The sequence below is a fragment of the Acinetobacter sp. V89_7 genome (assembly GCF_029967895.1).
GTDB classification, from domain to species: domain Bacteria; phylum Pseudomonadota; class Gammaproteobacteria; order Pseudomonadales; family Moraxellaceae; genus Acinetobacter; species Acinetobacter soli.
On the sequence record NZ_JASCAJ010000002.1, the window covers coordinates 1 to 20,056 of the forward strand.

A 20,056-nucleotide genomic window follows, 5' to 3' on the forward strand; every position below is an offset into this window, starting at 1 on the left:
AGGGTCGTTAGCTCAGTTGGTAGAGCAGCGGACTTTTAATCCGTTGGTCCCGCGTTCGAGTCGCGGACGACCCACCAGATTCTAAAAAAGCCTTAGCATAATGACTAAGGCTTTTTTTATTGATTCATTTTAAAAATCTAGATTTAAAGCCATTCAAAGTAAAAATCTAAATATTCGATCAATTTTATAAAAATTTTCTGTTTTTACGATGATTAAAAATCTTTTAAGCTAATCCTCTCTTCAAGCAATTATATATATTTATTTAGAGGCGCAAGTTATGAGTTTAATCAACACCGAAATCAAACCTTTTCAAGCCACTGCATATTCAAAAGGTCAGTTTGTCGATTTGACCGAAGCAGATTTGAAAGGTCATTGGTCTGTTGTGTTTTTCTATCCTGCCGATTTTACTTTTGTTTGCCCGACAGAACTTGAAGACCTTGCAGAACACTACGATGCATTTAAACAATTGGGCGTTGAGATTTATTCGGTTTCAACCGATACCCACTTTACCCATAAGGCATGGCACGACAGCTCCGATGCAATTGGGAAAATTCAGTATCCAATGATTGGTGATCCAACATGGCGCATTGCCAAAAACTTCGATGTTTTGATTGAGGCTGAAGGCATGGCAGACCGGGGTACGTTTGTGATTGATCCAGACGGTAAAATTCAAATTGTTGAAATTACGGCTGGTGGGATTGGCCGTGACGCGCAAGAGTTACTGCGTAAAGTAAAAGCCGCACATTATGTGTATAACCATCCGGGTGAGGTTTGCCCTGCCAAATGGAAAGAAGGTGATAGCACACTCGCACCATCCATTGATCTGGTCGGAAAAATTTAAGACTGGCATATAAAAAGCCCCTCAGCTCAGTTGAGGGGCTTTTTTTTGTTTATTGAAACAGATCAAATTTATAAAAATGCATCGAGTACGGAATTTAAGTACATATGGCCGTGTTCGGTACAGGCAATACGCTGTACATCGGCTTGCAATAACTTTTTCTGGCGCAGTTGCTCCAGTGTCGGTGCAATTGCGTCAATCTCCAAACCAGTTCGCTCAGCATATAAGGCTGTCGGTACGCCTTGGTTGAGTCGCAAGGCATTCATCATAAACTCAAACGGTAATTCATCTGCTGCGATCTTTTTCCATTGCACATGCTCGGCAGGCACCTTGGCCAGATAGTCTTTGGGTAGACGGGTTTTTTGATAACGATAAACGCCGTCGGGTCGTGTAACTTTGCCGTGTGCCCCTGCCCCAATAGCCAAATAATCACCGAATTGCCAGTAATTGAGATTATGTGCCGATGGCTGCTCTTTACGCCAAGCCGATACTTCGTAATTGATAAAGCCTTGTGAGGTTAAATAGGCTTCGCCGGCCGTCTGGATCTGCTCAAGCACATCATCTTCGGGTAAAACTGGTTGGGTTCTAAAAAAAACCGTATTGGGTTCAATGGTCAGTTGATACCAACTGATATGCGTGGCACCGCGTTCAACCGCACAGTGCAGGTCGTACATGGCTTCTTCAAAGGTTTGTTGTGGCAAACCGTGCATCAGATCGACATTGACACGTTGAAAGCCAGCTTTTTTTGCCAAGCCAATGGCATCTAAGGCATTTTGCGCACTGTGAATCCGCCCCAAGCGCTGCAAATGTGCCGAATCAAAACTTTGTACACCCAGTGAAAGTCGGTTGATACCGGCTGCCAAATAGTCTGCAAAAGGATCATGCTCAAGCGTGCCCGGATTGGCTTCAAGCGTAATTTCACACCCAGATGTGAAGGGAATCAGAGCACTTAACTGCGTAAATAACCAGTGATAGCCCTGCGCCGAAATCAGTGACGGTGTTCCGCCACCAATAAAAATACTATGAATCGCACGCCCCTGCGCAAAATCCAGTTGCGTTGCAAAATCGGCCACCAATGCGTGCAGATACTGTTGCTCCAAATCGATAGATAACGCGCCATTGGGTACCGCATGCGAATTAAAATCACAATAGGGACATTTACGTACACACCACGGCATATGGATATACAGCGATAGCGGAATATCGGTGGGATTAAGCAAAGCAGTCAAGAATGAAACTCAAACAAAAATAAGCCACTTATTTTAACACGAACCCAATCAGGACAGGCTTCAATTCATATCGAATTGCTTTAGACTGAGAGCAGATAAAAATAAGTTCTGGAAAAAGAATGATCAAGCTCTCGTCACAAGTCTTATTATTTTTACCCTTGGCACTCGGTATTGGCATTGCCATGGCCATTCAAACGGCGCTCAATACACAATTGCGTGAATCGTTACATTCCCCCTTACAAGCAGCGTTTATTTCTTTTTTGATTGGCACGATTGTCCTTGGTTTATTGGTCAGTTTTGAAGATGCAACAAAACCTAGCCTCGCGCAACTGGGGCAAATTCCTTGGTATCTCTGGTTAGGCGGCTTTTTAGGGGTTTATGCAATTAGTGTGAGCATTTATACTGCGCCTAAATTTGGGTTTCTGACCTTGTCTGGGGTGATCATTTTTGGTCAGCTCGGTATGTCGATGTTACTCGATCATTTCGGTTGGCTAGGCAATGAAAAAGTTCCCGTGAACTGGCAGCGTGTTTTGGGTGCGATCATGATTTTCGCTGGCGTGATCTTTACATTTCAGCGATAACCTTTTTAAGTGGATAACGTGTTGTGACAAATGTTTCAGGGTTTGGTACTGAATTAAAACAGCTTTTGCAGTTGATGTGGCCCATTTTGATCACGCAATTTGCGCAGGCAGGTCTGGGGCTGATTGATACCATCATGGCCGGTCATCTTTCGGCTAATGATTTGGCAGCGATTGCTGTCGGTGTAGGCCTCTGGATGCCAATCATGCTGCTGTTTAGTGCCATCATGATTGCCACAACCCCTTTGGTGGCCGAAGCCAAAGGTGCACGAACACCAGAAAAAATTCCGGGACTGGTACGTCAGTCACTGTGGGTGGCGCTGTGTCTAGGGCTGATTGCCATGCTGATTTTGCAGACTATGCCCTTTTTGCTGCCTGTACTTGGCGTACCTGAAAGCCTGCAACCCAAAGCAGGACTATTTTTACATGCAATTGGCTTTGGCATGCCGGCCGTGACCATGTACGCAGCCTTACGTGGTTATTCGGAGGCCATGGGCCACCCGAGACCAGTGACCGTGATTAGCTTATTGGCCTTGGTGGTACTGGTACCGCTGAACTTTATGTTTATGTATGGTCTTGGGCCTATTCCGCATTTGGGTAGTGCAGGCTGTGGTTTTGCGACCGCCATTTTGCAATGGTTAATGCTGATTACACTGGCCAATTATGTGTACCGAGCCAAGGCTTATCAGTCGACGCAAATCTTTACCCACTGGGAAAAACTTGATCCGCAGATCATCAAGCGTATTTTAAAACTGGGTTTTCCAATTGGTCTGGCGGTGTTTTTTGAAGTCAGTATTTTTAGCACAGGTGCAATTGTACTGAGCCCTTTGGGCGATACGGTTGTGGCTGCACATCAAATTGCGATGTCTGTGACCTCACAGCTCTTTATGATTCCAATGTCGCTGGCGATTGCACTGACCATTCGGGTGGGCATGTATTACGGCGAAAAAAACTGGATTTCAATGCGTCGTGTACAAAAACTGGGACTCGGCACCGCCACGTTTTTCGCGTTGTGCACCATGTGTTTAATCTGGTTTGCCCGTCCTCAAATTGTTGCAATTTATACTCAAGATCCACAGGTATTTGATGTGGCGTTGTCGTTGTTGCTGTTTGCAATGGCTTATCAGCTTATGGACGCATGGCAAATTGGGGCGGCAGGCTGCTTACGTGGTATGCAAGACACCAAAGGCCCGATGTGGATTACGCTGGTGGCCTATTGGGTGATCGCATTTCCGGTAGGGGTGTATCTGTCACGCAGTTTAGAGATGGGGCCGGCCGGTATCTGGCTCGGTTTGATTTTAGGCTTGAGTATTGCCTGTGTGTTGTTGCTGGCACGCTTGTACAGCAACAACCGTAAACTGTCACAGCAGGCTTGATGTTTGAACTAACTTGATGCGTTAGCTGCCCTGCCGAGGAGAGGCTCCGATTTGCCATACAAACGGTAGTGCAGCCTGATTGACCTCCCAATCACCAATGGCTTTTTCTTTGTAAATAATCGGATTATGCGACGATACAGTACGTGCATTGCGCCAGTATCGATCAAGCTGTTTGGCCGTGCTACTTGCCGAGGCGCTGAGTGCGTTAAACAGATTCGAAGTCAGCTCAAGAACCAGACGGCTAATCACCACCTGCCCTTGTGCCGATTCAAGCTCAGCAGCAATATTGGCCTGAACGTCTTGTTCTGGCTGCTCGGCAAAATGACTTAAATAGGCATCTTGCAAAGCCGCCGCGGCACGCTGTGTGATGGCAGCACTGGCATAGGCTTGTGCTGAAGCCTGACCAATCACCTGTAACACTTGGGGATCATGGCGAACCAGATCGGCATTGCCATGACTAAAAATTCGTGTGCGGTGACGTACTTCTTCACTAAAATTAGCCACAGCCGCCTGAGCGATACCACTTAGCGTGGCCAAGTGCACCACCTGATAAAATGCAGTTTGATACTTAAATCGCTGATCGAAAGGCAAAATATGCGAAATCGGCACCTCAACTGCATTCACGCGCAGCGTACCGCTACCCGTGGTTTTCTGGCCAAAGCCATCCCAGTCATCTTGAATATCCACCCCTGAAGCATGTCGATTAATCACGGCAATCACGTTTTGCTGACTCACTTCATCGAAGGCAAATAAATCGACCCAGTCGGCGAAAATACTTCCGGTGGAGTAATACTTTTCACCACTGACCACACGCTGGCCCGTAGCATTTTGGGTCACGCGGGTAATCACATCACCAATCTGCACACTCCCCACTTCAGTCCATGCATTCCCAACCAGCTCACCCGCCACAAAGCGCTCAAACCAAAGCTTTTGAGATTGGGTTTTATGCGCCACCAGTCGATCTTCGACAAAAGCAAAATGCCCACGTAGTGCCTGCACAATATTGGAATCTGCCGCTGCAAGCTCTGTAAGGAGGTCAAATAACTGTGGTAAAGACAGCCCTGCGCCACCATAACGCACAGGTACACGCACGGCGCCAAAGCCGGCCTGCTTTAACTGTTCAATCTGCTCAAAGGGTAAAATCCGCTGCTGTTCACGGGCTAAGGCTCCCTGTGCAATCTCGGCGAAAATCGGACGATACTTTGCTGCAACGGCCGCATAATCTCCACCGAGTGAAAGCTGTTCTTTAATTTGTTCAAATTGGCTCATTTTTATTCTCCATTCTTTTCGTTTTCAATTTAGCTCCACGCATGGCGTGGCGGGTGGATACCGTTTAAGTAGTAATTGCCCACCAAATGATATTTCCAGCGCACAGGATCATGTAGAGTGTGCGTGCGCGCATTGCGCCAATGACGGTCTAGATTTAATTCCGACAAGGTCGAACGTGTTCCAGACAATTCGAACAGTTTATTGCTGGCCAGCAGCGCAATTTCTGTCGTGAGGACTTTGGCTTCTGCCACACGCAAGGTGGCTTCATTCACCTGCTGTTCGGTCGGTTCAGCAATCGCACGGTCAATTTCATCGGCCGCCAGATCAAGCACGGCTTCTGCTGCACGTAGCTTAATTTTTAAATCACCTATATTGGCAATCGTGTACGGATCTTGACGGGCATGTTCGACGCCCGCATCAATCCATGGGCGACTGTGCTGACGGACATACCGAATGGTTTCATCAATTGCACCGCGAGCAATTCCCGCATCGACCGCAGCCTGAATAAATTGTGAGATTGCACCTGCCGGCGTCGGGCGTTCAAATGCCCGATAAATCGGAACCAGATATTGCTCCGTCACCTCGACCTGATTGAGCTCTACAGTGCCACTGGCCGTAGTACGCTGACCAAAACCCGACCAGTCATTGATAATGTTCAGCCCTGTGGTGCCTTGAGGAATAAAAGCGGCATACGGAAGCCCTTCTTCATTGATGGCCACAACCGGAATCCAGTGGGCCAATAATGCGCCGGTGGCGAAAAACTTCTGGCCATTCAATTCATAACCGGTGGCTGTTTTGCGTAGGGTGGTCTGTAAATCGGCAACGGTTCTGGCATTTTTTTCTGAAAATGCATTGCCCAAACGCGCGCCGCGAAGAATCAAATCGAAAAAGAAATGTTGCTGTTCTTCACTGGCATCGAGCCGAAGATGTTCGATAAAAGCCAAGTGGTTTTGAGGAATCTGCCCCAAAGATGAGTCGACACTGGAGATGGTTTTAATTACCTCGGCCAAGGTACGATATGACACGCCAGCACCGCCAAATGCTTTTGGCACGGTAATCGCCCAGAGGCCACTTTGCGAAAAAGCCTGAACTTCGTTTAGTGGTAACTGACGTGCTTGATCACGCTGTGATGCCTCTTGGGCAAAACGCTCGGCCAGCCGCTGTGCGATCTCAATGGCCTCTTGGTCTGAACGAATACGATGTGCATTTTCGGTATGCTGAAAATAATGATGTGGCACTGGATGATTACGAGAATCATGCGCACGGTTGAGATTTAAATTCGACATGGTGAGTGCGTCCTGAAACTGATTTGTACTTATTTGTGCTATCACCTTATCACCAAAATTTGCCATGCTTTATATGGATTAACGTATTGTTTATGAATTGATTTTTGCTAAGCTTTTCTCAAAATTATATTTATTTAAGCCCTTGTTTCCTCGGCATTATTAACAGCATATAAACAATTTAAACTTTGAAATATATACTTTGTCACCTATGATCAAAATTGAAAAAATCGCAGCGAAAAGGTACTTCAGATGGCAAAAAATGCGAGCTCACCGGGTCGGCGTTTTATGAAACTTGCAGGCATGACCGCCAGCATTGCAACCAAAACCGTGTCCAACTCCATTCGACATCTCACTGCCGATGAAGAACAGAAACTTGCTGCAAAAACCAAGTTATTTCAAGATATTGGTATTCAGATCGCAGAAACCTTGGGTGAAATGAAAGGTGCGGTGATGAAAGTGGGGCAAATTGCTTCACAGTACAAGGATATTTTTCCGCCAGAAGTGGCACAATCGATTGCCAAGTTACAACGTCAGGCACCTGCCGTACCTTTTGCAACTATTCGCACTCAGGTCGAAAAAGAACTCGGAAAACCGCTCGATGTCGCGTTTCAATCTTTTGAGCCCACTCCTTTTGCCGCGGCATCGATTGGTCAGGTTCATCGGGCCAGACTGCATGATGGGCAGGAGGTTGTGGTTAAGGTTCAGTATCCCGGCGTAGATGAAGCCTGTGAAAGTGACTTGAAACAGGTACGTCTGGCTTTAAGACTCATGGGCGTGATTAAAATCGATAAAAAGCTTCAGGACAAACTGTTTGCCGAAATTCAAGAAAGCTTATCTGATGAGCTTAATTACGAAATTGAGGCACAAAATCTTGAAGTTTTTAAAACCTTTCATCAGTCGCTAGACGCCAAAGTGGTCATTCCTAGCGTATTTAAAGCATATTCGACCCGACGGGTCTTAACTTTAAGTCTTGAGCATGGTGAGTCGCTTGAAACCGCAAGCACTTGGCCACTTGAAGTGCGTAATACACTGGCTCGTCGATTGATTCGCACCCTTGGGCAAGAAATGTTTTACTTAAAACGTTTTCACTGCGACTCTCATCCGGGTAATTTTGCTTTTCGACCAGATGGTACTGTGGTGATTTATGATTTTGGCGGTGTTAAAACCTTAAGTGTCGAAATTGTAGAACATTTTAAACAACTCATTTATGCTGCACGCAAACACAATATTCCTGCCATTGAAGATCATTTGGAGGCATTACAAGCACTTGCCATAAAATCTTCTTTTCCTGAAGAGCTCTATATTCAGTGGATTGATGTGCTACTACGTCCGTTAACTCAACCTTATAACTTTGCAGAAAATTCTGCCTATCATGACAGCGTCACACTGGTTAAAAAGTCGTTAAAGTACTGGGATGTATTTCGACCGTCGCCCGACACCTTGATGGTCAACCGCACGATTTCCGGACATTACTGGAATCTCATTCATTTGAAAGTTGAAGACAACCTCAACGATTTGTTTGAAGAACTGGTACCCAACCCCAGTTAACAAATTTTAAGCAGAGCATACATTGACTGAAACATTTGTTATAATATAACATTACATAATTATTGGTTAATTATTCGAGGTCGACATGCGTTCAGGTATTCATCCAGAGTATCAACAAGTATTGTTTCATGACACCAATGCTGATGTATATTTCTTAATTGGCAGTACACTTCAAACCAAACAAACACGTGAGTACCAAGGTAAGGTCTATCCATACGTGACCTTGGATATTTCAAGTGCCTCACATCCGTTTTATACCGGTGAAGTACGTCAAGCCAGCAATGAAGGTCGTGTTGCGAGCTTCAACAAACGCTTCAAGCGCTTTAAACGTTAATTTTATTTTAAGTTTATCGCGTTAAGGTGAAAAGAATTCGAAGCCTAAGGATCTATCTCCTCCACTTAGGCTTCTTTTTTTGTGTCCAGATTCTGTGTATAAGCTCATTGTTATCCACAGCACTTTATGGCTTCATGTCGCCATGAGCGATCTCATTTCTCGATTTAGCATTTAGTTGCTACTTGCTTCAATGTTATGCTTACAACCCTTTACGGCAGATACAATGAGGGAATCTTATGTCTCAGGCATTACTTCAACAGTTACAAAATGGCGAAGCCAAATTTGCAGATGTCTTGGCTCATATTGAAGCACATTTTGTTCATACCCCAACTGCATTTCAAAATGGCGCGCAGTCTAATGCCGCAACAGAAAATCAAGGCAGTGCCAAAGTACTGTCTTATGCAAAAATTGAAGGGCTGAATCAGGCAGATACGTTAAGCTTGTTTGCAGAGCATTATGCTGCCGTTTTAAATACTCCCGAAGGGACAGACCATCAAAATATTCGTCAGTTTATGCAACATGGCTGGGATGGTGTGGCTTTTGAAGGTAAGGCACTTCAGGCCAAATAAGTCTTTTTAGATTTTGATTATTCCCCAACAAAGCATTGGGGAATAATCAAATGATTCGAAACAGGCTTAAAGCGCATCGGCAAAATCAAGTGCCTGTTCCAGATCTGCAATTAGATCATCCAGATGCTCAAGCCCCACATGTAGGCGCACCAAGTAACCCCCTTCTTGTACCGAGCTTTGCGTGCGATGCGCCACTCCCACAGGCAAGATCAGGCTTTCAAAGCCTCCCCAAGACAATCCAATGTGAAAAAAGTTTAAGGCATCAAAGAAACGTGCAACATAAGTCGGATCTGAGCGCTTGAGATAAAAAGAAAATAATCCGGTCGCGCCCTTAAAAGATTGGCGCCATATTTCATGCCCCGCTGCGTGTTCAAGCGCAGGATGATTAACACGGCCGATACTGGCATGTGCACTTAAATACTGCGCCACCGCCAGACCATTTTCATTATGCTGTTTTAATCGTACTGCCAGACTGCGTAGTCCACGTGAAGCCAGATAAGTATCATCTGGACTGGTGGTTTCACCAAAGCTATACACAACACGACTCAGTTGTTCGATCGAATCGGCGTTGGCCGTTGCAGTGCCCATCAAAATATCTGAATGTCCTCCAATATATTTGGTCACCGACTGAATCGAAACATCCGCACCCTGTTGTAGTGGCTGAAAAAATAATGGCGTTGCCCATGAATTATCGACCAGCACTTTGGCATTTTTTTTGTGGCTTAGCTCAGAAATTGCAGCCAGATCGGTCACTTCAAAGGTCATGGAACCCGGAGACTCGATATACACCACAGCGGTTTTGGTTTGTAATTTTTGCGCAAATGCTACTAAGTCGCATGGATTGAAATACTCAACCTCAACGCCCATACGAGGTAAGATCTGATCGGCAAAACTACGCGTCGGGCCGTACACATTATCGGCCATCAAGACATGATCACCCGCTTGAACAAAGGCAGTAAGCGTATGTGTGCATGCAGAAAGCCCAGAAGGAAACACCAGACAGCCAGCACCGCCTTCGAGTGTATTGATTGCGCTTTCAAAAGATTTAGTGGTTGCAGCGCCGTAACGACCATAATGCCGATAACCACCACCATTTTGCTTATGCTGCTCCCACTCTTCAAAACTATTGACCAAAATGGTCGAGCCGCGATACACCGGCGTATTCACTAACCCATCAAAGCGATGCGGTGTTCTTCCTAAATTGATGACATCGGTACATACATGATTCATTTCGATACCCTTTTGATTATGTAGTTCTTTTCGACAACATCATCATAATTAAGCTCGATTGAATTTTGAGTTTAAAAAAAATATCAGTTTCACTTCAAATTAGAATTTTATTTCACTTTCATAGATTAAAAAGAAATTATGATCCATATTTATTCTGCTATTGTGGATTACATCCTTTTGTCTGACATTTTTAACGATGTTGATCATCGGCATATATCTCACCGATGTTAAGTTTCAATGGACTTATATTTTAGTTCTGATTAAAAGAATAGGCAGATAACTCAAGCCGCATCAATATTAGAAATAATTGAGTGGCAAACGGGTGGTGTACTTGATCTGCTCCATCGCAAAGCTTGAGCTAATATCGGCTAAACCCGGAATCTGAATCAGTCGTTTATACACCCGATCATATTCCATCACATCTGGCACCGCCACTTTCAGCAAATAATCGGTTTCGCCTGCCATTCGATATACTTCAAGAATCTCATCGATGGTATGGATATGGTCGCGAAACTTTTGAATCCATTCCATATTGTGCTGTGCAATCTTGATAAACACCATGACGACCACATTGATATTGAGTTTCTTGCGATCCAGTAAGGCCACTTTACCGTAAATAATCCCTGCTTCTTCCATTTTGTGAATCCGGCGCCAGCATGCGGTATTACTCAGCCCCACCCGATCGGCAATATCACCAATGGCGCATGTACAGTCTTGTTGGAGAAGTTCTAAAATTCCGCGATCATATTTATCAAGTTGAACATTCATAGTATCGGTGAAGAGGTAGTGAAAAGTTATGCCATCAATGTAGCGAAAAGTGAAATGGAATTCTATTTTTCTGTGATTAAGATTGATACTGTTTCTGAATCAAATTCAATCTATGTGTGCAGCACACCGTACAAACCTCATAATCCATGCACGGTGCATAACGACTCATCTATCGTGCGCTGCTTATGGGCGCTCGGCATATTGAGGTAGATCATCTTGAATACTGTCCCACTCTGCTTTATGCGCTGCAAAAATATGCATACTCGGTTTTTGCTCGATTTTGGTATCGAGCGTTCCAATACGCAGTCGGTGATATTCTGGTGTATCGGTTTTAATGCTCATGATGGGTGAACCACATTCACTGCAAAAACAACGCTGTGTGGTGGGCGTAGACTGATATTTCTTAAGAAGATGCTCACCTTGAACAATCTTAAAATCATCAATGTGTACTGGCGCATTGGTGGCGTAAGCCGTACCGTTGGCTTTACGACAGCGCTGACAGTGACATTCGATAATCTCACCGATTCCACGGCCTGAAATTTCATAACGAATGCCCTGACACAAACAACTACCGGTCAATAGCGCTGTATTTGACATGATGATGCTCTCCCTGTTTGCATTGATTTTTCAACCAAACTAACAGATTTTTCAGCTGAGTAACATCACGACTTTCTGCTTATTGAGCACCCAAATACGCATGTACACCCTGAGCAGCCGCCCGTCCTGTGGCCAAACAAGCGGTCAGTAGATAGCCACCAGTAGGTGCATCCCAATCCAACATTTCGCCACAGGCAAAGGTGGCCGTTGTGTCTTTTAGACGGAGCGTTGAATCCAGCGCATCTCGTGCAATCCCGCCAGCACAGCTGATGGCTTCTTCAATCGGACGAAAACCTTGTACACAAATCGCCAGCTGCTTAATGTGCTGCGCCATTTTTTGTGCGTCATTCCAGTCGGTTTTGGGTACCACATCGCGGATTAAGGCAATCTTGGTTTTATCGAGTCCTGCTTTTTGCCACACGGTATTGAGTGATTGCTTATTGCCTTGCTGGAGTTTTTGTAAAATTTGTTCCACACGCTGGTCTGGCAGCAAATCTAGATATAAAACGCTGGAGTTTTGAGATTGCATGGCTTCACGCATATCACGATTACAACGATAGACCAAACCGCCTTCCAAGCCATAATGGCTAATGACCATTTCACCAAACTGTGGCGCTCGACCATCAACCCACGCCTGAATACGCTTTAACGGTTGCCCAAAAATAGGAGCAAGATAGGCCGACCAGTTCACCAGTACACCCACATTACTGGCCTGAAAAGTCTGAATCTGCTCTGGTTGCAACCACGCTTGCCATTTTCCATCGCTGCCCAATTGCGGCCATGAAACGGCGCCGCAGGCCAGAACGACCGCATCGACCAGAACAGTACTATGCTGTTGCCGCTGGATATCAACCACTGAAAGCTCAAGATCAGACACCTTGATAACTTCATGGCGATAGCGAAATGTCACGCCACGATCTTGTAAACGCTTCAGCCATGCCCGCAGTAAGGGTGCAGCTTTCATTTCATTGGGAAAAATCCGCCCGGAACTGCCGACATATGATGCAATCCCCAGCTCCTGCATCCAAGTCTGAATCTGCTGTGCATGAAACGGCCGGATCATTGGCTCAAGCCAGTCGGTATGATCATAGCGTGTCAGAAAGGTATCGAGTGCTTCAGCATGACTAATATTGAGTCCGGTTTTTCCTGCCATCAAAAACTTGCGCGCTGCAGACGGTTTTTGCTCATACACTGTGATGTCGTATGTGCCAAGTGCCGACAGAACCTCGGCACAGGCCAATCCGGCAGGCCCAGCACCAATAATCGCAATCTGCTTATTCGGCATGATTTTGACCCAATAACGGCATAAACTGATCAAAGCGAGTTTGATACGTCGCGGGCTTGGTGATCACCAGTTGCTGGCACAGCTCGCCGCGTTGTAAATATTTAATCTCAAAATGGGTGCGTGCAGAGTCAGGCGCAATGATTTGTTTTTCATAAGGTAACTGCCACAGCTGTTCAAGTTGCTGAGCGGCTTCGTCGATATACTCTGGAATATTACTGGCCAGTGTAAGTGTGCCTTCTGGCTGTATGCGTGACAGTAAAAACTCGAAGAACGGCATATTTAGCCAGCGCTGTGCTGGATTATGCGGCTCTGGGTTCGGATATAAAATAAAGGCCTGTTCAACTTGCGCCGGATACAGTGCGTGCACAATCCAAGGCAATGCATCGGCATGTACAGGCATTAAATGCGCACGCGCATGTAGTTCTTGCTGCTTTTGCATCGCCAAAAATTTCTCTTTGGTTCGTTCAATGGCCACCAAATGCCGCTCTGGATGTTGCTCGGTAAACAACATGGCATGCTTGCCCTTACCCGCCCCGATTTCGAGACACAGTGGCGTGTTGGCCACAGGAGTAAAAGCACGAGGGGCTTGCATACGCTGAGCCTGAAATTGACGTATCGACATAATCACAGCAAACTATTTAAACTTAATCGTGAAATCAGGCATAAGTCTAACAACTCATCATGACTTTGCCTAACATCTTGATGATGAATTTAAGGAATTCCGGTATGCCACGTACATTTCCCTGCCCGCGTTGTGGACAACCCTCGCACTGGGAGAACAACCCGTTTCGTCCCTTTTGTTCAGAGCGCTGCAAGCTGATTGATTTGGGTGCATGGGCCAGTGAAGATTATAAAATTCCAACGCAAGATTCACCCGGCTCAGAGCAAAAACATCCAGACGATTATGACGATTGATCAGCTTTAGATCGTCTTAAAGTTTGGGAATTTTTCACGTATAGTGAAGCCATTTTGACTTTCATGGATGTCTTGCATGACCAAGCAGTTTGCTGTAATTGGTAATCCGATTGAACAATCTCGCTCGCCCGAGTTGCATCATGCCTTTGCAGAAAAGCTCGGCATCACGCTGCACTACAGCAAACGACTGGCCGCGCTGGATGGCTTTGAGGCCTCGGTGCGTAATTTTTTTGAAGACGGCGGTGTGGGCATGAACGTCACCGTACCCTTTAAGGAACAAGCCTTTGCACTTTGTGATGTCTTGACTGAACGCGCCAAAACCGCAAAAGCCGTGAATACACTCTGGATGCAAAACGGAGCATTGCATGGTGACAATACTGATGGTCAGGGTTTAGTCGATGCCATTCGTGCGCTAGATTGGCCATTAGAAAAAACGCGTGTATTAATTCTGGGCGCAGGTGGCGCAACACGTGGTGTGATTTATCCGCTGGTACAGGCAGGTGTGAAGGAAATAACCATTGCCAACCGCACACTTGAACGCGCTGTTCAACTGGTCGAAGATTTATATGATGCAGTCGCGCCGGCACAACTTAACGTCATGGCGCTGGATCAACTTGCTGGCGATTTTGATCTGGTCATCAATGCGACATCGGCCAGTTTAAGTGGCGATGCTCTACAATTGCCCACTGCCCTTCGTTTTAATTATGCTTATGAAATGGCCTACGGCAAAGCATCAAGCTTTTTAGAACAAGCCGAGCAGCGTGGCGTGCCGAGCACAGATGGCTTTGGTATGCTGGTGGGTCAGGCCATTGAAGCATTTTCGATTTGGCACGGCGTAAAACCTCAGCTTAAAGATTTTTTATCTAAGTCGTATTGATCGAAGCATAGTGTGACCATGCGCCGCTTGACTCGGCGCATGCCATCATCTCAATAACCCACATCCCAAATCGTGTAAATGATCATTGGAACGCTGAATTAGCCTTTTTGAATCAGATAACGATATGCTTTGAGTGCTTGATCATCTTGTGTTTCTTCTTGCAATAACAGCTCGTGACCCAAGTGCATACAAAATTTTGGAATATCCCACGACGTTGAAGGATCGGTTGCCAAAACTTCAACAATATCACCAGATTTAGATTTACGAATTGCCTGATGCAACATCATGACCGGTTCAGGGCATCGTAAACCACGCGTATTCAACTGAATGGCCGGGGTAAAATCGCGTGCTGACATGCGTACACTTCACTTCAAAAAACAGACCATAGTTTAACATAAACCGACATGGAACCCGAAATTCGGCAAATTTGATCCATCAAGCTGAATCATTTACTTTTTCCCGCCGATTGGATGATGCATAAGCATATTTTCTTCGGTATGATAAAAATTCATTTACTAGCATAAAGAGTCTTTAGGAAAGATTATGCACGAGGAATCAGGCCCATCGTGGGGAATGCGCGGTTTACGAAAATGGCTGGGAACTGCGCCAGAAACACGCGATGAACTGCTCAAATTAGTTCAAGATTCACGTCGTTTTTTAGAACCTGATACGGTGGCGATGCTAGAAGGTGTTCTTGATCTTCCCGCCACAAAAATTCGCGAAGTCATGACCCCTCGTACGTCCATGATCAGCTTACAAGAAGATGACCAATTACTCGACATCTTGCATGTTTTGATTGAGTCGGCTCACTCCCGTTTTCCGGTTTTTTCATCGGATCAGCCCGACAACGTGGTCGGGATTTTGCTGGCCAAAGACCTACTGCCGTTTTTGACCGAACCAACTGCCATTGTCGATATCCGCGCTCTAATGCGTCAGCCACTGTTCGTGCCGGAAAGTGCCCGCTCGGACCAAGTGCTACGCATGCTCAAACACACCCAAACTCATATTGCTATTGTGATCGACGAATACGGCACGACGGCAGGTTTGGTCACACTTGAAGATATTTTAGAAGAAATCGTGGGTGAAATCGAAGACGAGCATGACAATGTCGATGAAGAAGCCCAGTACATTGTGCCTGACAGCAACCACACCACAGCCAACTCGTGGATGGTGCAAGCACTTACACCAATTGAACATTTTAATACAGTTTTAGATGCTGATTTTTCTGACGATGAAGTAGAAACTGTGGGCGGTTTATTGCTTCAGGAAATTGGACTGGTCAGTGATTTACAAGGTCAGGTGATTGAGCTTGATAACTGGCAGTTTACAATTATTGAAGCAGATGCACGCATAATTCATCTGATTCGAGCTGTACGTAAATGAGAGCATACTTTAGTCAGCTGCTGGGATCATCCCGGCAGCAAAAACAGCTTCCCTTTATTTTTCCCTTACTGATTTCTCTTTGTTCTGGCGCAATTTTTAGCTTGGCCCTTGCACCTTATTACTATTGGTGGATTGCGATTTTATCACCAGCCCTTTTGTATGCGGTATTGCATGGGCGCTCAGCGAAACAAGGCTTTGCCTTGGGCTGGGCTTATGGATTCGGGCTTTGGTTTGTTGGGGCATTTTGGCTGTACACCTCCATTCATGTCTATGGGGATACCAATGCAGCCCTGAGTGTGCTGATGATTGCCGTGATGGCCTTGGTGATGGGCCTGTTCACAGCGGTTCAAACTTGGCTTTATCGTCGTTTTTTCCCAGAAACTCCCCTCACCTTCGCTCCGCTCTGGATTGTATTTGAATGGGCAAAGACTTGGGTATTTACCGGCTTTCCATGGCTATTTGCAGGCTACGCCTTTACCGAGCGTTATCTCGATCACTATGCGCCCCTCTTTGGTGTATTTGGGGTGTCGTTTGTGGTGATTATACTGGCCTGTGCCTTGGTCGAGTTACTCAAACGCCGTATTTTCTGGCTGATTCCGGCTGCCATTTTACTGGTGGGCGCATGGGGTGCCTCCAAGCTGCAATTTGTCGAGCCAAAGAAAACAGCACCCTTGTCGGTTTCCCTGATTCAGGGCAATATTCCGCAAGATTTAAAATGGCTTACCGAATATCAGCTTAAAACACTGATGATTTACGCCAATCTGACCCGAAGCGAATGGGGCCGAGATCTGATTGTTTGGCCAGAATCATCTATCCCGATGTTTCAGACCGACATTCAACCGTTTTTAGATGCCATGAACCAGCAAGCCAAGGCCAGTGGTTCTGCATGGGTGACCGGCATACCGTACTGGGATCTTCCTGCATCGCGTCAGGCCCAAACACCGCTGTATTACAACAGTATTATGGCCTCAGGTTCCGATGCACACGGATTGTATAAAAAGCAGCGTTTGGTGCCCTTTGGAGAATATATTCCGCTTTCTGGATTATTAAGCTGGGTGCTACCGGCACTACAAAATGATCCCTCGATGAGTGGATTTAGCCGCGGACCAGACAATCAAAAACCGTTAATGATTAAAGGTCATGCACTGGCTGCTGCCATTTGTTATGAAGTGGCCTATCCAAACTTGACCCGTCGCAATGCTGAAAATAGTGACTTTTTGATCACGGTATCGAACGATGCATGGTTTACTGGTACGGCTGGCCCGTTACAACATTTGCAAATGGTACAAATGCGTGCCAAAGAAAATGGTCGCTGGTTTATCCGCGCAACCAACACCGGTGTAACCGCGTTTATCGATAGTAACGGTCATATTGTTGAACAAGCACCTATGGATCAGGCAGCCGTATTGCGTGGTGAATTGCCTGCAATGCAAGGTGAAACGCTGTATACGCGTTTAAGTGACTGGCCAATTTTAATCTTTTCTGGATTATTATTACTTTTGGGCTGGTTTTACCGACCGCGTAAGCCTCAAGATATTTCTTACAAATCCAGACGCTAAACACCAGCCGAGAAGACATTCTCGGCTTTTTTTATATTCTCTAAAGTGACAGGCTGATGAAGCTCATATACGCCATCATGCCTGCTAGCGTTATCATCGGTACCTGACGGTAAATTCGGATGAGTTGAGTTTCTAAAGGCGAGAGATTTAAATGCGCCAAGGAAACCACAGTCAGTTGCAATGCATTGAAAAAGCTCACCAGCCATACTGAACTCAAAACACTAATACTTAAAAAAGCCACCATGATCTGGCTGCTGGCATCACTAAGCGACCAAAGCGTGATTGCACTTTGACTAAGCGGCAGAAGACTCAGTACAAAACATAGCGCCTTAAGCACAGACCAATGCAATTGGTTCACTTCATCGGATAAGAACAATGCTTTCATACTGATCGCCCCTATTGCGTTTAACTTATTTTCTTTTGTCATTATGCGTCGTTTTTATCAAATAAAAAGCTGAATCTTTCTAACCGATTGTTTTTCTTGTAACTATCCAGTTTAATAATAATTCTTATTATAACTCTCATATCTTAATTATTATATTTTTAATTAAATAACAGCAACTTAAATATTTAACAATAACTAAGAGCGATTATCACTTCACCTATGACTTATTTTAAGCCATAAGTGAAGAACATCATTATCTTAATTATTTTTCAGCATAATAAATATCAGCATCATTTCCTTCGCCACCGGCTTTACCATCGGCACCAAAAGAATATAAATCGTAGGCACGTCCTTCAGTACCCGGAATCACGTATTGCAAATCATTGTCCCAACTGTCCTTCGGATAGCCGCCTTTTACATAACCACCCGGCAACCAGTTTTTCGCAGTTGCAGGCTGATTCACCAAGGCATCTAGGCCACCTTCTTGCATGGTTGGAAAATGGCCATTGTCGAGCTTGAACTGGTCGAGTGCACCTGCCACCCCTTTTAACGTAATTTGCGTGGTATCGACTTTAGCCTTTTCTCCACGGCCCATGACGTTAGGTACAATCAGTGCCGCCAGCACACCCAAAATCACAATCACCACCATGACTTCGATTAAGGTAAAACCAGAGGCACGCTTCAGGCGTGGTGCACGTAATGCAGACGCCGACAGGCCTTGAGAAAGAACCGCAGAGGTATTGTCCTGCTTTGAATCGTTTAATCGTGTCTGTTTTAATTCCATATTCATCTCTAGTTTCAATCGTTTTTAAATCATATTATTCATATTGACAATCGGTAGCATCACCGCAATCACAATCACCAAGACAATCGCAGCCATGAGAACGAGCATTAATGGCTCAAGCAAGGCCAGCATTGTCGAAATAAATGTAGACACTTCACGGTCTTGCATACTCGATGCTCGCTCCAGCATGCGATCCAGCTCGCCAGACGCTTCACCACTTCGAATCATTTGTACCATCATTGGCGGGAAATAACCACAGCGCTCAAGCTGGGTAGCAAGGCTGCCACCCTCGGTCACTTTTTCTGCTGCCAAATTAATCGCATCTCGAATGATCCAGTTACTGCTGACAGCCGCACCGATACGTAGCGCATCTACCAAAGGTACGCCGGATCGAGTCAAAATCGACAGCGTACTTGCAAAACGTGCTGCGTTTATACCACGTGATAATTTACCAAATAATGGCAATCTGAGCGTTAAGCGATCAAACGCATAATGTCCTGCACTGGTTTTAAGAAAACGTACAAACATCACAATACTCAAAAAGCCAATCACCAGCATAAACGGCCATGCCTGACGAATAAAATCACTGGCATTCATCAGCGCCACAGTAATCCACGGAAGTGCCTGTTTGCTCTGATCGAAGGTTTTCACAATATCTGGCACCACATAGGTCATGAGTCCCATCACAATCGCAAATGACATCAGCATTAAAATGATCGGATAAATCATGGCCCCTTGTACTTTCTTTTGCATGGCAAAACGGTTTTCAGTGTAGTCCGAGAGCTGGTCTAAAATCAGATCCAAATGTCCAGATCGTTCTCCGGCAGCAATGGTCGCAATGTATAAATCTGGAAAACGCCCCGACTGCTGCATACCTTGTGCTAGAGAATGCCCTTCTAGTACTTTAGAACGCACCGACAATAATAAATTTTGTACGTGGATTTTTTCACTTTGTTTGGCCACGGCTCTTAAGGCTTCTTCAAGCGGAATCGCAGCCGCCACCAATACTGAAAGCTGACGGGTCATTAAGGCCAGATCATAGGCAGTAAATTTCTTTTGAAACCATGCACGACCTTGTTGCTTGTCTTTTTTTTCTACGGGATCGACCAGAATGGGTGTCCATTCACGGTCACGGAGCTGCTGGCGAATTTGGCGCGCAGAATCGCCCTCCAAAACACCTTTGTGTTGTTTTCCAGCGGCATCAAGCGCCGTAAATTGATATGCAGGCATGGCGGTATTTTAGTTT

At 45.5% G+C, this 20,056-nt stretch carries 22 protein-coding genes and 1 tRNA gene; 11 read left to right on the forward strand and 12 right to left on the reverse strand.

Going from position 1 to position 20,056, the window contains the following annotated elements; translation table 11 throughout:
- Position 1 precedes the first annotated feature (1 nt).
- A tRNA-Lys gene (locus QLG00_RS00230) sits at positions 2 to 77 on the forward strand.
- Positions 78 to 277: 200 nt separating this feature from the next.
- On the forward strand, positions 278 to 841 hold the full coding sequence (gene ahpC, locus QLG00_RS00235; protein WP_004932648.1) for an alkyl hydroperoxide reductase subunit C: 564 nt from the start codon (positions 278 to 280) through the stop codon (positions 839 to 841).
- A 68-nt stretch (positions 842 to 909) separates the two neighbouring features.
- Here ahpC and hemW read toward each other — a convergent pair whose 3' ends face one another.
- The gene (gene hemW, locus QLG00_RS00240; RefSeq protein WP_004943869.1) at positions 910 to 2,067 is read right to left on the reverse strand and encodes a radical SAM family heme chaperone HemW; all 1,158 of its coding nucleotides are present in this window, start codon (positions 2,065 to 2,067) and stop codon (positions 910 to 912) included.
- Between the two features lie 119 nt (positions 2,068 to 2,186).
- On the opposite strand from hemW, the gene QLG00_RS00245 reads away from it, so the two are divergent.
- Both QLG00_RS00245 and QLG00_RS00250 read left to right on the forward strand, forming a co-directional pair.
- Positions 2,187 to 2,648 (forward strand): DMT family transporter, encoded by a 462-nt coding sequence (locus QLG00_RS00245; protein ID WP_004943872.1) that lies wholly within the window; start codon positions 2,187 to 2,189, stop codon positions 2,646 to 2,648.
- 23 nt (positions 2,649 to 2,671) lie between these two features.
- The gene (locus QLG00_RS00250; RefSeq protein WP_004943875.1) at positions 2,672 to 4,021 is read left to right on the forward strand and encodes an MATE family efflux transporter; all 1,350 of its coding nucleotides are present in this window, start codon (positions 2,672 to 2,674) and stop codon (positions 4,019 to 4,021) included.
- A 21-nt stretch (positions 4,022 to 4,042) separates the two neighbouring features.
- Here QLG00_RS00250 and QLG00_RS00255 read toward each other — a convergent pair whose 3' ends face one another.
- Together QLG00_RS00255 and QLG00_RS00260 are read right to left on the reverse strand one after the other, a co-directional pair.
- Positions 4,043 to 5,290 carry an acyl-CoA dehydrogenase family protein gene (locus QLG00_RS00255; RefSeq protein WP_282470322.1) on the reverse strand — a complete coding sequence of 416 codons (1,248 nt, stop codon included), beginning with the start codon at positions 5,288 to 5,290 and terminating at the stop codon, positions 4,043 to 4,045.
- A 29-nt stretch (positions 5,291 to 5,319) separates the two neighbouring features.
- A complete protein-coding gene (locus QLG00_RS00260; protein WP_119689884.1) occupies positions 5,320 to 6,576 on the reverse strand; it encodes an SfnB family sulfur acquisition oxidoreductase in 1,257 nt (418 codons plus the stop codon).
- A 249-nt stretch (positions 6,577 to 6,825) separates the two neighbouring features.
- Here QLG00_RS00260 and QLG00_RS00265 point away from each other — a divergent pair, with 249 nt between their 5' ends.
- The 3 genes from QLG00_RS00265 (at position 6,826) to QLG00_RS00275 (ending at position 9,027) form a co-directional block, all read left to right on the forward strand.
- Positions 6,826 to 8,124, forward strand: a complete 1,299-nt coding sequence (locus QLG00_RS00265; protein WP_004932628.1) for an AarF/ABC1/UbiB kinase family protein — start codon at positions 6,826 to 6,828, stop codon at positions 8,122 to 8,124.
- A gap of 85 nt (positions 8,125 to 8,209) precedes the next feature.
- Positions 8,210 to 8,458, forward strand: a complete 249-nt coding sequence (locus tag QLG00_RS00270; protein ID WP_004932625.1) for a type B 50S ribosomal protein L31 — start codon at positions 8,210 to 8,212, stop codon at positions 8,456 to 8,458.
- Positions 8,459 to 8,694: 236 nt separating this feature from the next.
- The gene (locus QLG00_RS00275; protein ID WP_004932623.1) at positions 8,695 to 9,027 is read left to right on the forward strand and encodes a HopJ type III effector protein; all 333 of its coding nucleotides are present in this window, start codon (positions 8,695 to 8,697) and stop codon (positions 9,025 to 9,027) included.
- Between the two features lie 66 nt (positions 9,028 to 9,093).
- Here QLG00_RS00275 and metC read toward each other — a convergent pair whose 3' ends face one another.
- From metC to QLG00_RS00300, 5 genes are all read right to left on the reverse strand, one after another.
- Entirely contained in the window at positions 9,094 to 10,257 is a 1,164-nt protein-coding gene (gene metC, locus QLG00_RS00280; protein WP_282470323.1) for a cystathionine beta-lyase, read from the reverse strand.
- Positions 10,258 to 10,554: 297 nt separating this feature from the next.
- Positions 10,555 to 11,025, reverse strand: coding sequence for an Lrp/AsnC family transcriptional regulator (locus QLG00_RS00285; RefSeq protein ID WP_004932617.1), 471 nt, complete (start codon positions 11,023 to 11,025; stop codon positions 10,555 to 10,557).
- Positions 11,026 to 11,208: 183 nt separating this feature from the next.
- A complete protein-coding gene (locus QLG00_RS00290; RefSeq protein WP_004932613.1) occupies positions 11,209 to 11,622 on the reverse strand; it encodes a GFA family protein in 414 nt (137 codons plus the stop codon).
- Positions 11,623 to 11,701: 79 nt separating this feature from the next.
- Positions 11,702 to 12,907, reverse strand: coding sequence for a TIGR03862 family flavoprotein (locus QLG00_RS00295; RefSeq protein WP_282470324.1), 1,206 nt, complete (start codon positions 12,905 to 12,907; stop codon positions 11,702 to 11,704).
- Positions 12,897 to 13,535, reverse strand: coding sequence for an SAM-dependent methyltransferase (locus QLG00_RS00300; RefSeq protein ID WP_171497119.1), 639 nt, complete (start codon positions 13,533 to 13,535; stop codon positions 12,897 to 12,899). The genes QLG00_RS00295 and QLG00_RS00300 overlap by 11 nt, the downstream gene beginning before the upstream one ends.
- Before the next feature lie 98 nt (positions 13,536 to 13,633).
- Here QLG00_RS00300 and QLG00_RS00305 point away from each other — a divergent pair, with 98 nt between their 5' ends.
- Entirely contained in the window at positions 13,634 to 13,822 is a 189-nt protein-coding gene (locus QLG00_RS00305) for a DNA gyrase inhibitor YacG (protein WP_282470325.1), read from the forward strand.
- Positions 13,823 to 13,898: 76 nt separating this feature from the next.
- Entirely contained in the window at positions 13,899 to 14,699 is an 801-nt protein-coding gene (aroE, locus tag QLG00_RS00310; RefSeq protein ID WP_282470326.1) for a shikimate dehydrogenase, read from the forward strand.
- A gap of 98 nt (positions 14,700 to 14,797) precedes the next feature.
- Here aroE and tusA read toward each other — a convergent pair whose 3' ends face one another.
- Complete coding sequence (tusA, locus tag QLG00_RS00315; RefSeq protein WP_004932596.1) at positions 14,798 to 15,055, reverse strand: sulfurtransferase TusA; 258 nt, start codon at positions 15,053 to 15,055, stop codon at positions 14,798 to 14,800.
- A gap of 187 nt (positions 15,056 to 15,242) precedes the next feature.
- Between tusA and QLG00_RS00320 the strand changes: the two genes are divergently transcribed.
- Together QLG00_RS00320 and lnt are read left to right on the forward strand one after the other, a co-directional pair.
- The gene (locus QLG00_RS00320; protein ID WP_004932593.1) at positions 15,243 to 16,082 is read left to right on the forward strand and encodes a CBS domain-containing protein; all 840 of its coding nucleotides are present in this window, start codon (positions 15,243 to 15,245) and stop codon (positions 16,080 to 16,082) included.
- Positions 16,079 to 17,641: an apolipoprotein N-acyltransferase gene (lnt, locus tag QLG00_RS00325; RefSeq protein WP_004943891.1), complete on the forward strand. Its 1,563-nt coding sequence runs from the start codon at positions 16,079 to 16,081 to the stop codon at positions 17,639 to 17,641. The genes QLG00_RS00320 and lnt overlap by 4 nt, the downstream gene beginning before the upstream one ends.
- A gap of 40 nt (positions 17,642 to 17,681) precedes the next feature.
- Here the strand turns inward: lnt and QLG00_RS00330 are convergent, their stop codons facing one another.
- From QLG00_RS00330 to gspF, 3 genes are all read right to left on the reverse strand, one after another.
- On the reverse strand, positions 17,682 to 18,068 hold the full coding sequence (locus tag QLG00_RS00330) for a hypothetical protein (RefSeq protein ID WP_282470327.1): 387 nt from the start codon (positions 18,066 to 18,068) through the stop codon (positions 17,682 to 17,684).
- Positions 18,069 to 18,288: 220 nt separating this feature from the next.
- A complete protein-coding gene (gspG, locus tag QLG00_RS00335; protein WP_048763888.1) occupies positions 18,289 to 18,816 on the reverse strand; it encodes a type II secretion system major pseudopilin GspG in 528 nt (175 codons plus the stop codon).
- Positions 18,817 to 18,834: 18 nt separating this feature from the next.
- On the reverse strand, positions 18,835 to 20,040 hold the full coding sequence (gene gspF, locus QLG00_RS00340) for a type II secretion system inner membrane protein GspF (RefSeq protein ID WP_048763890.1): 1,206 nt from the start codon (positions 20,038 to 20,040) through the stop codon (positions 18,835 to 18,837).
- Between the last annotated feature and the right edge of the window lie 16 nt (positions 20,041 to 20,056).

Bases quoted from the DNA above. Each gene is read 5' to 3' on its own strand.
- ahpC (WP_004932648.1), top strand. From the start codon at position 278: ATGAGTTTAATCAACACCGAAATCAAACCTTTTCAAGCCACTGCATAT.
- QLG00_RS00245 (WP_004943872.1), top strand. From the start codon at position 2,187: ATGATCAAGCTCTCGTCACAAGTCTTATTATTTTTACCCTTGGCACTC.
- QLG00_RS00255 (WP_282470322.1), bottom strand. From the start codon at position 5,290: ATGAGCCAATTTGAACAAATTAAAGAACAGCTTTCACTCGGTGGAGAT.
- QLG00_RS00260 (WP_119689884.1), bottom strand. From the start codon at position 6,576: ATGTCGAATTTAAATCTCAACCGTGCGCATGATTCTCGTAATCATCCA.
- QLG00_RS00265 (WP_004932628.1), top strand. From the start codon at position 6,826: ATGGCAAAAAATGCGAGCTCACCGGGTCGGCGTTTTATGAAACTTGCA.
- QLG00_RS00270 (WP_004932625.1), top strand. From the start codon at position 8,210: ATGCGTTCAGGTATTCATCCAGAGTATCAACAAGTATTGTTTCATGAC.
- QLG00_RS00275 (WP_004932623.1), top strand. From the start codon at position 8,695: ATGTCTCAGGCATTACTTCAACAGTTACAAAATGGCGAAGCCAAATTT.
- metC (WP_282470323.1), bottom strand. From the start codon at position 10,257: ATGAATCATGTATGTACCGATGTCATCAATTTAGGAAGAACACCGCAT.
- QLG00_RS00285 (WP_004932617.1), bottom strand. From the start codon at position 11,025: ATGAATGTTCAACTTGATAAATATGATCGCGGAATTTTAGAACTTCTC.
- QLG00_RS00290 (WP_004932613.1), bottom strand. From the start codon at position 11,622: ATGTCAAATACAGCGCTATTGACCGGTAGTTGTTTGTGTCAGGGCATT.
- QLG00_RS00295 (WP_282470324.1), bottom strand. From the start codon at position 12,907: ATGCCGAATAAGCAGATTGCGATTATTGGTGCTGGGCCTGCCGGATTG.
- QLG00_RS00305 (WP_282470325.1), top strand. From the start codon at position 13,634: ATGCCACGTACATTTCCCTGCCCGCGTTGTGGACAACCCTCGCACTGG.
- aroE (WP_282470326.1), top strand. From the start codon at position 13,899: ATGACCAAGCAGTTTGCTGTAATTGGTAATCCGATTGAACAATCTCGC.
- tusA (WP_004932596.1), bottom strand. From the start codon at position 15,055: ATGTCAGCACGCGATTTTACCCCGGCCATTCAGTTGAATACGCGTGGT.
- QLG00_RS00320 (WP_004932593.1), top strand. From the start codon at position 15,243: ATGCACGAGGAATCAGGCCCATCGTGGGGAATGCGCGGTTTACGAAAA.
- lnt (WP_004943891.1), top strand. From the start codon at position 16,079: ATGAGAGCATACTTTAGTCAGCTGCTGGGATCATCCCGGCAGCAAAAA.
- QLG00_RS00330 (WP_282470327.1), bottom strand. From the start codon at position 18,068: ATGACAAAAGAAAATAAGTTAAACGCAATAGGGGCGATCAGTATGAAA.
- gspG (WP_048763888.1), bottom strand. From the start codon at position 18,816: ATGAATATGGAATTAAAACAGACACGATTAAACGATTCAAAGCAGGAC.
- gspF (WP_048763890.1), bottom strand. From the start codon at position 20,040: ATGCCTGCATATCAATTTACGGCGCTTGATGCCGCTGGAAAACAACAC.